The sequence below is a fragment of the Roseibium sp. MB-4 genome (assembly GCF_053005265.1).
The window spans coordinates 449,101-461,026 of the sequence record NZ_JBRKQB010000002.1 but is presented as its reverse complement, the minus strand read 5'-3'; the positions used below and the strand labels follow the sequence as shown (position 1 = coordinate 461,026).

12 protein-coding genes are annotated in these 11,926 nt (G+C 56.1%); 11 read left to right on the top strand and 1 reads right to left on the bottom strand.

The annotated features are described in order from the left end of the window. The first annotated feature begins 117 nt into the window (after nucleotides 1–117). The 10 genes from ACVDG4_RS13200 to ACVDG4_RS13155 all read left to right on the top strand — a co-directional run bounded on the left by ACVDG4_RS13200 (nucleotide 118) and on the right by ACVDG4_RS13155 (nucleotide 10,288). A complete protein-coding gene (locus tag ACVDG4_RS13200) occupies nucleotides 118–1,854 on the top strand; it encodes an ABC transporter substrate-binding protein (RefSeq protein ID WP_306148960.1) in 1,737 nt (578 codons plus the stop codon). A gap of 126 nt (nucleotides 1,855–1,980) precedes the next feature. After that, the gene (locus ACVDG4_RS13195) at nucleotides 1,981–3,045 is read left to right on the top strand and encodes an ABC transporter ATP-binding protein (RefSeq protein ID WP_447235402.1); all 1,065 of its coding nucleotides are present in this window, start codon (nucleotides 1,981–1,983) and stop codon (nucleotides 3,043–3,045) included. Nucleotides 3,046–3,057: 12 nt separating this feature from the next. After that, nucleotides 3,058–4,146 carry an ABC transporter ATP-binding protein gene (locus ACVDG4_RS13190; RefSeq protein ID WP_133946200.1) on the top strand — a complete coding sequence of 363 codons (1,089 nt, stop codon included), beginning with the start codon at nucleotides 3,058–3,060 and terminating at the stop codon, nucleotides 4,144–4,146. Next, complete coding sequence (locus ACVDG4_RS13185; protein ID WP_208981338.1) at nucleotides 4,143–5,012, top strand: carbohydrate ABC transporter permease; 870 nt, start codon at nucleotides 4,143–4,145, stop codon at nucleotides 5,010–5,012. Before ACVDG4_RS13190 ends, ACVDG4_RS13185 begins: the two co-directional genes overlap by 4 nt. Before the next feature lie 11 nt (nucleotides 5,013–5,023). Then, on the top strand, nucleotides 5,024–5,821 hold the full coding sequence (locus ACVDG4_RS13180) for a carbohydrate ABC transporter permease (protein ID WP_133946202.1): 798 nt from the start codon (nucleotides 5,024–5,026) through the stop codon (nucleotides 5,819–5,821). Then, complete coding sequence (locus ACVDG4_RS13175) at nucleotides 5,821–6,099, top strand: DUF2160 domain-containing protein (RefSeq protein WP_133946204.1); 279 nt, start codon at nucleotides 5,821–5,823, stop codon at nucleotides 6,097–6,099. Before ACVDG4_RS13180 ends, ACVDG4_RS13175 begins: the two co-directional genes overlap by 1 nt. 100 nt (nucleotides 6,100–6,199) lie before the next feature. Continuing rightward, nucleotides 6,200–6,595: a BlaI/MecI/CopY family transcriptional regulator gene (locus ACVDG4_RS13170; RefSeq protein ID WP_133946206.1), complete on the top strand. Its 396-nt coding sequence runs from the start codon at nucleotides 6,200–6,202 to the stop codon at nucleotides 6,593–6,595. Continuing rightward, the gene (locus ACVDG4_RS13165; RefSeq protein WP_447235401.1) at nucleotides 6,582–7,736 is read left to right on the top strand and encodes a M56 family metallopeptidase; all 1,155 of its coding nucleotides are present in this window, start codon (nucleotides 6,582–6,584) and stop codon (nucleotides 7,734–7,736) included. Before ACVDG4_RS13170 ends, ACVDG4_RS13165 begins: the two co-directional genes overlap by 14 nt. Nucleotides 7,737–7,938: 202 nt before the next feature. Further along, on the top strand, nucleotides 7,939–8,538 hold the full coding sequence (locus tag ACVDG4_RS13160) for an FMN-dependent NADH-azoreductase (RefSeq protein ID WP_040452379.1): 600 nt from the start codon (nucleotides 7,939–7,941) through the stop codon (nucleotides 8,536–8,538). 607 nt (nucleotides 8,539–9,145) lie between these two features. After that, nucleotides 9,146–10,288 carry a DUF2336 domain-containing protein gene (locus ACVDG4_RS13155; protein ID WP_447235400.1) on the top strand — a complete coding sequence of 381 codons (1,143 nt, stop codon included), beginning with the start codon at nucleotides 9,146–9,148 and terminating at the stop codon, nucleotides 10,286–10,288. Between the two features lie 86 nt (nucleotides 10,289–10,374). Here ACVDG4_RS13155 and ACVDG4_RS13150 read toward each other — a convergent pair whose 3' ends face one another. After that, complete coding sequence (locus ACVDG4_RS13150; RefSeq protein ID WP_447235399.1) at nucleotides 10,375–11,001, bottom strand: LysE family translocator; 627 nt, start codon at nucleotides 10,999–11,001, stop codon at nucleotides 10,375–10,377. Between the two features lie 68 nt (nucleotides 11,002–11,069). On the opposite strand from ACVDG4_RS13150, the gene ACVDG4_RS13145 reads away from it, so the two are divergent. Continuing rightward, nucleotides 11,070–11,855, top strand: a complete 786-nt coding sequence (locus tag ACVDG4_RS13145; protein ID WP_447235398.1) for an extensin-like domain-containing protein — start codon at nucleotides 11,070–11,072, stop codon at nucleotides 11,853–11,855. Nucleotides 11,856–11,926 lie beyond the last annotated feature (71 nt).

Sequence of the window (11,926 nt, the reverse complement as noted above, 5' to 3'; positions counted from 1 at the left end):
AATAAACCCACTCAAACTATCTACTAAATTTTTAGTTTGACAATGCGGCTTCCGTGAGTCCAATTTATTACAGCCGGATAAATGTCGGCATAGATACTCTCATGGGAGGAAATAAAGATGCGCAAGTATCTTCTCTGCGCAGTTGCGGCCAGCGCCGTGATTGCAGGAGCAGGGTCTGCTTTTGCCGATGAGGCGGCAGCACAAAAGTGGATCGACCAGGAATTCCAGCCATCCGTTCTGACCAAGGATGAGCAGCTTGCAGAAATGCAGTGGTTCATTCAGGCCGCAGAACCGTTCAACGGCATGGAAATCAACGTTCTGTCCGAAGGCATTCCGACTCACTCTTACGAGTCCGAAGTTCTGACCAAAGCCTTTGAGGAAATCACCGGTATCAAGGTGAACCACCAGATCCTCGGCGAAGGTGAAGTGGTCCAGGCTGTTCAGACACAGATGCAGACCGGCCGGAACCTCTATGACGCTTATGTCAACGACTCCGACCTGATCGGCACGCACTCCCGTCTGCAGCTCGCTTACAACCTGACCGACTGGATGGCAGGCGACGCAAAAGACGTGACCAACCCGGGTCTCGATCTCGACGACTTCATGGGTATCCAGTTCACCACCGGTCCGGATGGCGATCTGTACCAGCTTCCCGACCAGCAGTTCGCGAACCTCTACTGGTTCCGTAAAGACTGGTTTGACCGTGAAGACCTGAAAAAGGCCTTCAAGGACAAGTACGGCTACGATCTCGGCGTTCCGGTCAACTGGTCCGCATACGAGGACATCGCTGAGTTCTTCTCTAATGATGTCAAAGAAATCGACGGCGTCGCGATCTACGGTCACATGGACTATGGTAAGCGCGCTCCCGATCTCGGCTGGCGCATGACCGATGCATGGCTCTCCATGGCTGGTGCAGGCGACAAGGGCGAGCCGAACGGCGTTCCGGTTGACGAGTGGGGCATCCGCATGGAAGCCGGCACATGTAACCCGGTTGGTGCATCCGTGTCCCGCGGTGGTGCTGCAAACGGCCCGGCGGCTGTTTACGCGATCCGCAAGTGGGATGAGTGGCTGCGCAACTATGCGCCTCCAGGCGCTGCAAGCTTCGACTTCTACCAGTCTCTGCCGGCTCTGAGCCAGGGCAACGTTGCTCAGCAGATCTTCTGGTACACCGCATTTACTGCGGACATGGTGAAGCCGAAGTCTGAAGGCAACAACACTGTGGACGACGAGGGTACCCCGCTGTGGCGTATGGCTCCGAGCCCGCATGGTCCTTACTGGGAAAAAGGCCAGAAGGTCGGTTACCAGGACGTGGGTTCCTGGACGATCCTGAAGTCCACTCCGGTTGACCGCGCAAAAGCTGCATGGCTCTACGCTCAGTTCGTTGTTTCCAAAACAGTCGACACCAAGAAGAGCCACGTGGGTCTGACGTTCATCCGCGACAGCACCGTCAACCACGAGTCCTTCACCGAGCGTGCGCCGAAACTCGGCGGCTTGGTTGAGTTCTACCGCTCTCCGGATCGTGTTGCCTGGTCCCCGACCGGTGTCAACGTTCCGGATTATCCGAAGCTGGCCCAGATCTGGTGGCAGCAGATCGGTGACGTGAACTCCGGTGCATTCACCCCGCAAGAGGCTATGGACCGCCTCGCGCAGGAAATGGACATCGTCATGTCCCGTATGCAGCAGGCTGATGAGCGTGCCAACGTCTACGGTGGTTGCGGACCGCGTCTGAATGAAGAGCGTGACGCAGAATACTGGCTGTCTCAGCCGGGTGCTCCGAAGGCCAAGCTCGCAAACGAGAAGCCGCAGGGCGAAACCGTCAACTACGACGAACTGGTTGCTCGCTGGCAGCAGTGATCACCTGATCTGACTTGACCAAAACATCGGACCGGGGCGTGTCCCCGGTCCTTCACCGATCCGAATGTGACAGGCGGCTGCGACACTGAATTCGCGCTTGGGCCTGGACGGACGCGGGCAGCAAAAATGTCTTTACAACTTAAAAACGTCAGTAAGCGCGTGGGCTCCATCACCCATGTGAAGGAAACCACCTTGTCTCTCGAACCAGGGCATTTCAATGTTCTGCTCGGAGAAACCGGATCCGGCAAGACCTCGCTCATCAAGCTGATGGCGGGCCTCGACAGCCTCGCGACCGGTGAAATCATTATCAATGGCAAGGACGTGTCCGGCCTGAGCGCGCAAAAGCGCAATATCAGCCTGGTTCACCAATTCTTCGTCAACTACCCGCACATGACGGTGTTCGACAACATCGCCTCACCGCTCAAGATCGCGGGTGTCGCCAAGTCGGAGATCGCGGATCGCGTTGCAGAAGCTGCAAAGTTGATGAAGCTGGATCCTTACCTGCACCGCAATCCGCATGAGTTGTCCGGTGGGCAGCAACAGCGGTGTGCTCTTGCACGTGCGATCGTCAAGGAAAGCGACGCGGTGTTCCTCGATGAACCGCTTGCCAACCTCGATTACAAACTTCGCGAAGAATTGCGCGATCAGCTTCCCGAGCTGTTTGCCGGACGCGGTGCCGTCGTTGTCTACGCGACGTCAGAACCTGAAGAGGCACTTCTTCTGGGCGGGCGCACGGCGCTGATGACCGATGGCAATGTCGTTCAGTTCGGCCCAACGGCGGAAATCTACCGGCAGCCAAAAGATCTGGATGCCGCCAAGGTGTTCTCCAACCCGCCGATCAACACGGCCGAGGTCTCCAAGCAGGGGAACGAGGTCATCCTGAACGACCAGACCCGCTGGACACTCTCCGGTGCTGCTGCCGGTATTTCCGACGGCATTTACACGCTGGCCATCCGGCCGCACCACGTCATGCCGGTCGAGACCGAACACAACACGGTGCGCCTTGAGGGCCATGTGCAGGTTACCGAGCTCAGTGGTTCTGAAAGCAGCGCGCACTTCGATATGGACGGTCAGTCCTGGGTGTCTTTGTCTCCAGGCGTGCATCCATACTTCGTTGGTGAGGTCCACACGTTCTATCTGGATCCGAACCACTGTTTCTTCTTTGCCCCGAGTGGCGAGCTGGTGGCGTAAGGAGAGGACTTAATGGCACAAATCACGCTTTCAAATCTGCGTCACAGCTATCACCCCAATCCAAAGAGTGATGCTGACTATGCGCTGAAGAAGATCGACCTGACGTGGGAAGACGGTGGAGCGTATGCGCTTCTTGGGCCGTCCGGCTGCGGCAAGTCCACGCTTCTCAACATCATCTCCGGCCTGCTCGTTCCCTCGGAAGGTAAGATCCTTTTCGGCGATCAGGACGTGACATCTCTGCCGCCGGCAAAACGCAACATCGCTCAGGTGTTCCAGTTCCCGGTCATCTACGACACGATGACTGTTTACGACAATCTGGCGTTCCCGCTGCGCAACCGGGGCCGTGACGAGGACATCGTCAAGCAGCGGGTCACCGCGATTGCCGAGATGCTTGAAGTCACGGACATGCTGAACACCCGTGCGGCGAACCTGTCACCGGACAACAAACAGAAAATCTCGATGGGCCGCGGTCTCGTTCGCCAGGACGTCAACGTCGTGATGTTCGATGAGCCGCTGACCGTGATCGATCCGCACCTGAAGTGGAAGCTCCGTTCCAAGCTGAAGGAACTCCACCAGAGGGTGAAGGCGACCATGATCTACGTGACGCACGATCAGACCGAAGCTCTGACGTTCGCGGACAAGGTCGTCGTGATGCAGGACGGTGAAATCGTTCAGATGGGCACCCCGGTCGAGTTGTTCGAGCGGCCTGCGCACACCTTCGTTGGACACTTCATCGGTTCTCCAGGCATGAACGTCCTGCCGTGTGATGTGAAAGGCGGCGCTGCCTTCTTCGGCGGTGAACAAGTGAGCCTTGAGGGTCCGGCCAAGGACGTTGCAGATGGCGGCGCTGAAGTCGGCATTCGTCCGGAATTTGTCTCCATTGCTTCCAATGGGCAGGGCGTTGAAGCCGTTGTCCGCAAGGTTGCCGACGTTGGCCGTCACAAGGTGGTGGAAGCCATCGCTCATGACAGCCGCATTCACGCAATCCTGGAAGGGGAGGCGCCAAGCGCCGGTGAGGCCGTGAAGCTTCAGTTCAAACAATCCCAGACCCGTCTTTACAAGGACGGCTGGTTGGCCAGTTCCCCAGAGGAGGCTGCCTGATGAAAACGCAAAATCAACGCGCTTGGTTCTTTGTTCTTCCGGTTCTCCTTCTGGTGGCGTTCAATGCGCTCATCCCGATGATGACCGTGGTGAACTACTCCGTTCAGGAGACCTTTGGCGACAACCTGTTCTTCTGGGAAGGCCTTCGCTGGTTCCAGGAAGTTCTGCAGTCCGAACGCTTTCATAATGCGCTTGGCCGCCAGTTTTTCTTCACCTTCATGATCCTGATCATCGAGATCCCTCTTGGCATTGCGATCGCGCTTTCCATGCCGAAGAAGGGGCCTTGGGTTCCGGTCTGCCTGGTTCTGATGGCTCTGCCGATGCTGATCCCGTGGAACGTGGTCGGTGCGATGTGGAACATCTTCACCCTGCCGGATATCGGCCTTCTCGGGTACTTCCTGAACCACACTCTGGGTATTTCCTACGACATGACCCAGGATCCGGTTGCTGCATGGGTAACGATCATCGTTATGGATGTCTGGCACTGGACGTCTTTGGTCGTGCTCCTGAGCTATGCCGGTTTGGTGTCCATTCCGAACGCCTACTATCAGGCTGCTGAGATCGATGGTGCGTCCAACTGGGCCGTGTTCCGCTTCATTCAGTTGCCGAAGATGAAAACGGTTCTGACGATCGCGATCCTGCTCCGCTTCATGGACAGCTTCAACATCTACACGGAACCGTTCGTCTTGACCGGTGGTGGTCCTGGCAACTCGACCACGCTTTTGTCCATCGATCTGGTGAAAATCGCCCTTGGTCAGTTCGACCTTGGTCCGGCTGCCGCCATGTCCCTCATCTATTTCGCCATCACGCTGCTGACCTCCTGGTTGTTCTACACGCTGATGACGAAAGACGACAACAAAGCTTGAGGAGAACCATCATGAGAATGAGAAATCTGGTTCCCATCCTGTACATCCTCTTCTTGATGTTGCCGATTTATTGGCTCGTCGCGATGAGTTTCAAAACCACCAACGAGATCCTTTCCGGGTTCTCCTTGTTCCCGCAGACTTGGACGTTCGAAAACTACATCGCGATCTTCACCGATCCGACATGGTACTGGGGCTACATCAACTCGATCATCTACGTGACACTCAACACGGTGATCTCGGTGTCTGTGGCTCTGCCGGCAGCGTATGCCTTCTCCCGCTACTCTTTCGTGGGCGACAAGCATCTGTTCTTCTGGTTGCTCACCAACCGGATGGCGCCGGCCGCCGTCTTCGCACTGCCGTTCTTCCAGCTCTATTCCGCCGTTGGCTTGTTCGACACGCACTTGGCTGTTGCACTTGCGCACTGCCTGTTCAATGTGCCGCTGGCGGTCTGGATCCTGGAAGGGTTCATGAGCGGTGTGCCGAAGGAACTGGACGAGACCGCTTACGTCGACGGATACTCCTTCCCGCGGTTCTTCATGACGATCTTCCTGCCGGCCATCAAATCCGGTGTGGGTGTCGCAGCTTTCTTCTGCTTCATGTTCTCCTGGGTGGAAATGCTTCTGTCCAAGACACTGACAGCGGTTGAGGCAAAGCCGATTGCCGCCGTCATGACACGGACGGCGTCGTCAGCCGGATATGAACTTGGGCTTTTGGCGGCCGCCGGGACGCTGACAATCATCCCGGGCGCGATCGTGATCTACTTTGTCCGTAACTACATTGCCAAGGGCTTTGCCCTGGGGAGGGTGTAATGCTGGGATGGATGGCCTGGACCTGGCCGACGGCCCTGTTGTTTGTCGGCATCTTCAGCGCAATCGGGTTCCTGACGGTGCTCGAGCTGAAATTCCCTGGCGGAGCAGAACGCGTCGGCATTCTGCGTCTGACCACGACCCGTGGTGATCGCCTCTTCATCACGTTGCTCGGAACGGCCTATATCTTCCTGGCCTGGCTGGGTCTGGTCGGCATGCCGCTGTGGTGGCCGTTGGCAATCAGTATTGGCTGGGGTGTCTTCTGCTTCTGGAAGGTTTAGTGCCGGCTGGACGCAAAGATTAGACGTAGAAGTTTCACAAGAGATGGTGCAAAAATAGGGATGTTAAGTTCCATCCGAACCGCATGATTGCAGGACGAGAATGAGAAAGCGTAAAAGCAACGAGTTGCTCACCGAAGTCGAACTGGAGTTCATGACTGAACTTTGGAAAATCGGCGAAGGGTCCGTGCGGGATATCCTCGCATGTTTGCCGCCGGAGAGAAAACTTGCCTATACGTCCTGTGCAACGATCATGCGGATTCTGGATGAAAAGGGCTTCGTGGACAGCCGAAAAGATGGGAAGACACTGATCTATTCCCCGCGGCTCTCCAAAGATTCCTACCAGTCCCGTTCCTTGCGAAACTTGTCAGACAAGTTGTTCGACGGGACGCCCGCCTCATTGGTGGCGCGTCTCGTCGACGACTACGATCTTTCGGAGAACGATCTGGAGGAAATAAGAGCGTTACTGGACAGGAGGAGGACAGATGACGCTACCTAACCAGATTTTCGATATCTACATCGACCTCAACATAACCTTCGCCATCACGGCGGTGGTTTGGCTGGTCGCGAAATTGGTCCTGGAGCGATTGGGCATCAAACTGGCCTATTCCGTTCAGCTCGGTCTGTTGAATGGCTTGTTTGTCATCACCGCGCTCTCTCCGGGTGTCGTTGCCCTTTACCGTCATCTTCTGGATGCTGGTGTTGTTCCGGGAGCCATGTCCGTGAACCTGTCCGATATGGTCGTCTCGCAGTATTTGCGGGGCGGTATTGCCATTCCGGCGCAGGATTTCCAGTCTCTTTTGGGCCTGCGAGCACAGCTTTCTTCGGAAATCTTGTCCCTGACCTCTGTGCTTGGCGCAGGGATCGTGGCGGTGTTCCTTGCAGGCGTCACGTTTTTCGGGCTGAAACTCGCCAAAGGCTTCATTCAGCTGAACCGAGCTTTGGCCTCTTGTCATGTCTGGCGGGACCACGGCAGGCTCCGGCTTTTGCTCTCTGATACAGCCGTTGTTCCGTATTCGGCTCGCGGTTTGACCCGGAATTACGTGGTATTGCCAAGCGAGCTTTTGACCCAGAGCGAAGATCTCAAGCTCGTTTTGAAACATGAGTTTGAGCATCTACGGCAAGGGGATGTGACGTGGGAGATCGGTCTGGAACTCCTGCGCCCGTTGTTTTTCTGGAACCCGTTCTTCTACATCTGGAAGTCCGAGGTCGAGCGCCTGCGTGAACTGGCTTGCGATCAAAAGGTCGCGGAGAACGCGCAAGTGGATCTGAAGTCTTATTGCATGTGCCTGTTGCGCGCCGCGAAAGCCGGGATCCAAAAGCGCGAAGCCTTTTTAAACCAAAACCGATCCAGCGTTGCAGCCGTCGCGCTGATCGAGGTGCAGGACCGCTTGCTTCGGCGCTCGCCATCCCAAAAGCTCCGCAGCCGTGTCGAAGCGTTGATGGAACAAGACCGGGCCAAACCGCATACCGGGCTGGTGGCCTTGGTGATTGTTCCAATGGCAGCGGTGGTGTTCCTTACCGGGCTTGCTATTCAAAAGCCTGCGGACTGGAGCCAGGATCGCTTGATGTTGTCAGCGATCATCAATCTGGAGCGCCTCGAGACGATCAATGCATTCGGCAAGGCGCCGTACCGATAAGCTGCGTTTTGTCTTGGCCAACGATCAGGATCCCCGGCTGAACGCCGGGGATTTTTCGTGTCGGCCCGATCAGATCGATTGTTACGCGTCCTCGAATATATCGTTCACAATTTCATATATAGTCGATCAAGGTTGAGTTTATTACCTCTTATTCATGAACAAACCGGCGATGTCCGCTGGCGACATGACTCTGGAGAGACCGATGAGCTCTGATGTTAAGACGATCCTGCATATTGACGCATCCGCGCGCAAAACCGGCTCCGTAACGCGAGAGCTGACTGAGACGCTGGTCAAGTCGCTTGCGACGGCGAACCGGGATGCGAAGATCCTGACCCGCGACGTGTCTCAAGGTCTGCCATTTATTGATGAGACCTGGGTCGGAGCGACTTTCACAGATCCGGCTGAGCGCACGCCTGAGCAGCGCTTGAAACTCGCCGTGTCCGACACGCTTGTTTCAGAGCTGAAGGCGGCGGACGTGGTTGTCATTGGTACACCGATTTACAATTTTTCGGTGCCTGCAGCTTTGAAAGCTTGGATCGACCAGGTCGCGCGCGCTCGGGAGACGTTCCAGTACACCGAGAACGGTCCTGTTGGTCTTTTGAAAGACAAAAAAGCGATCATAGCAGTGGCGTCCGGTGGTACACAGGCCGGGTCTGAGATCGACTTCGCGACGACCTACCTAAAGCATTTCCTTGGTTTCCTGGGTATCACTGATGTGACCGTGATCGCAGCGGATCAGTTGATGGTCAACCCGGACAAGCGCGCGGATGCGATTTCGCTTGCAGAGCAACTGGCAGCCTAAGACGCGCAGCGTCCCGCTCCCAAAACCGAGAGAGAATGAAAAAACCGGCGCGGCTTCTTAAGCCCACGCCGGTTTTCCATGTTGTACGCCCCCGTGAATCTCTTTTCACGTTGTCTGCAACGCAGTCACGCACTCCACTGCACTTTACATTTCGTGTTGCTCTTATGTGCAGCCGCTTGGTGTTGCTTTGGTTGTTTTTTCTTTCCTCGTTGCAGATAAAAAATCCGGTCCAGCCCATCTTTGAAGAGCCTTAGCAGGCGCCACAATTCTATTTCCCTGCCGGACCAACCTCGAGATTTCAGATCAGTCCCAGAACAATTGCAGCCAAAAACGCAAAGGCTGCAAAGAATGCGATCATGTTCAGGTTACGTACAAGAGTCATCTGTATTCCTCCCGTCACATCGGTCACAGCCGCTGACATTAATGCAGTCTTAACGAGAAGCGAAGGAAAAAAGATGCTGCATCGCAGCGCTCTCAGGTCCTGCAGGTTGCAGGCGAAGCGATTTCGTGAATGAGGCACCTAAAAACTCGGTATCTGAAGTAGTGGTCTATTAAGCCGGTCGCGGTACTCTATACGGAACAACGCGTAGCGCGCTGCGGAGAGAGAATGACCGAATTGGCAAAGCTTGCTGATCTTGCAAAGGACTCAAGCACAGCAGGCCGCAAAAGCCTTATTGCAACGCTGACCGAAATGTTTCTGGCTGCTGGTGATGCCCGCGGCGAGAACACGGCTTTTTTGTTCGGGGATATCGCTCTCAAATTGTTGGGCGATCTGGAGGAAGACACCCGGGCAGAGCTCGCAGCACGGGTCGCGAAAGACGATTTTGCACCGCATCAACTCATGCTCGAATTGGCGAAGGATACCCTTGCTGTCGCCGAACCCGTGCTTACGAACTCGCCTGTTTTGAAGTCTGAGGACTTGGTTGAGATCGCTTCCTCCGCGTCCATGGACCATCTTGAAGCGATCGCGGTCAGGGTTCCGATTGAAGAGGCTGTGACTTCTGTCCTTGTCGATCGGGGTGATCCGTCCGTTTTGTCGAAGGTCGCTGCCAATGAGGGCGCGGAAATCGCCGACAACTCTTTCATGACGATCGTCGACAAGGTTGGCCGGGATGAGGCGGTGCAAGCCGCATTGATCGGCCGCCCGGATCTGCCTCTTGAGGTCGGCCAGGTTCTTCTGCCGCTCTTGACCGAAGAGCTTCAAAAACAAGTGCTTGCTTTGGGCAAGGACAATTATCTGGCACAAATGCTGGCGCGGGCCTCCAAGGAAAAGAAGAAAAACCAGCTGGAAACGATTGAGCGGGCAAAGCTCCAGGTGAATGCGCTGGTCAAGGACATCAAAAGTGGCCGCCAAATGGTCGATGAGGCTGTCCGGAAGTTTGCAAAGGCAGGGCAGGCGACGGAGCTTGCCCTACTGCTGGCTGGGTTAAGTGATCTGCCACCCGCAGCTGTGTCCCAATTGCTGTTCAGCCCGAACGACAAACCGCTTATCATCCTTTGCAAGGCCAATAATGTCAGGGCCGAGGCCTATAAGGACATCCTGATGATGCGGGCGCAGCGGCTGAATATTGGCGGAATGGAGCTGAACGAAGCGATCCAGCGCTTTGGACTCATGAGCGTTGAAGGCGCCAAGAGATCGCTGGAAGTCCTGCGGCAAACATCTCAGGCCGCGGCGGCCAAGCCGACAGGGACGGCAGGCGAGCCATCGTCACCGCCGCCAAAGAAAGTGCCTTTTGCCGCCCACCGATGAGACGTGATCACGGGCTATGCCGCGACGCTTTACAGAGCTTTGATATGTCGATCAAGAGCCTCTAAGGCCTGAGTGTTGCTGTGAGCTCAGCTGCTTGATCTTTGCAAGGTGGCTGTCATCGCGGCCGCGGAGATCAGAAATCCGCCGCCGACACGGTTGATCAGCTTGAGCAAGGACGGGCTGCGAAGCTTCTGGCCGACGGCTGCTGCCGCAAAGGCATACACCGCGGCATTCACGATCCCAAGCACAACGAAGGTGATGCCGAGCAGGAACAGCTGCGGGACGACGGGCGCCTGCGGTGCGATGAAATGCGGCAGAAAGGCCATGAAGAAGACAATTCCCTTCGGGTTCAACGCCGTCACCACGTAAGCGTGCCAGAAGATCTTGCCGGCCGGAATGTCGGCAACGGTATGGGGCCCGAGAGCCGACGGGCGGCTGCGCCACATCTTCAGACCCAGCCAGACAAGATAAGCGGCACCGACCCATTTGAGCACTGTGAACGCCGTCGCAGATGCGGCCAGCAACGCGCCCAGGCCCAGAAGTGAAGCCGCGGCAGCCGTGGCGTCTCCAAGGCCCACACCCATCACGCTAGCCGCCGCGGATTTCCGTCCTTGCGTCAATGCATAGCTGACGACGAGCATGATCGTTGGCCCGGGAATGGCCAAAACGATGAGGGTTGCAGCAACATAAGCGAGATAAAGTTCAAGGGTCATTCTGGTGCCGATCTTCTATCTGGTTCGCGACCATAGACCTCTGGAGCGAAATCGACAATGATATCGGTGTGATCGTCGCAGCCGGATCGGACGAAATGCAGGCTTTGGTTTTCTTGTTTTGTTTTTGCCTGCTTGCTGTCGGTGCACCAGCCTTTGGTCAGGAAACTTCTCCTCCAGCGCCATCTTCAAAGCCGCTCACGCCGGGCACTCAAGACCGGTTTGTTGAAGGTGTCGACCTGCCGAGGAAAAAGCCAGACGCCGAACCTGGTAAGCCTGAAGCCCCATCGGTCCAGCAGGTGACTGAGCAACTCTGCGAACTCCCAAGGGTAACATTTGTTCAACGCCCGGCGATCGAGACCGACAATGGTTGCGGATTTGAAAATGTTGTCGCCGTGACGAAAGTCGGTCTGAAAAGCGGAGATGAAATCTCCTTTCCAGGACCTGTCATGATCACATGCGAGTTTGCACAGGTGGTGGCGGATTGGATCCGGCAAGATGTTCTCCCGGCTGCCCGCAATGAGCTGGGCATGGACGTCACCGGGCTCCTGACAGGACCAGGATATCAGTGCCGGCGCCGCAACAATCTCCCGGATGGGAAGCTTTCCGAGCACGCACTTGGCAAGGCGGTCGACGTTTCCGGTTTCCGGTTGGCGAATGGGGATATCATTTCGGTCATGAAAGACTGGCCAGAACCGGAGACAGACCCGGGCAAGTTCTTAAGAGCGGTCCATGCGGCAGCTTGCAAGCGCTTTACAACTGTACTGGGTCCGGATGCCGATCCCAATCATGAGGCTCATTTTCATCTGGATACCGGCTGTCACGGCAAGGACTGTACGTACCTCATTTGCCAGTAAATTTCGGTCACAGCTTGCAATTTTTGCCATAGCTTGTTCCTCTCATGGTCATGACGAAACAATCGGAGACG

Excerpts from the sequence above, each read along its gene's own strand:
- ACVDG4_RS13155 (WP_447235400.1), top strand. The coding sequence starts at position 9,146 with ATGACCGAATTGGCAAAGCTTGCTGATCTTGCAAAGGACTCAAGCACA.
- ACVDG4_RS13170 (WP_133946206.1), top strand. The coding sequence starts at position 6,200 with ATGAGAAAGCGTAAAAGCAACGAGTTGCTCACCGAAGTCGAACTGGAG.
- ACVDG4_RS13150 (WP_447235399.1), bottom strand. The coding sequence starts at position 11,001 with ATGACCCTTGAACTTTATCTCGCTTATGTTGCTGCAACCCTCATCGTT.
- ACVDG4_RS13200 (WP_306148960.1), top strand. The coding sequence starts at position 118 with ATGCGCAAGTATCTTCTCTGCGCAGTTGCGGCCAGCGCCGTGATTGCA.
- ACVDG4_RS13180 (WP_133946202.1), top strand. The coding sequence starts at position 5,024 with ATGAGAATGAGAAATCTGGTTCCCATCCTGTACATCCTCTTCTTGATG.
- ACVDG4_RS13160 (WP_040452379.1), top strand. The coding sequence starts at position 7,939 with ATGAGCTCTGATGTTAAGACGATCCTGCATATTGACGCATCCGCGCGC.
- ACVDG4_RS13165 (WP_447235401.1), top strand. The coding sequence starts at position 6,582 with ATGACGCTACCTAACCAGATTTTCGATATCTACATCGACCTCAACATA.
- ACVDG4_RS13175 (WP_133946204.1), top strand. The coding sequence starts at position 5,821 with ATGCTGGGATGGATGGCCTGGACCTGGCCGACGGCCCTGTTGTTTGTC.
- ACVDG4_RS13190 (WP_133946200.1), top strand. The coding sequence starts at position 3,058 with ATGGCACAAATCACGCTTTCAAATCTGCGTCACAGCTATCACCCCAAT.
- ACVDG4_RS13195 (WP_447235402.1), top strand. The coding sequence starts at position 1,981 with ATGTCTTTACAACTTAAAAACGTCAGTAAGCGCGTGGGCTCCATCACC.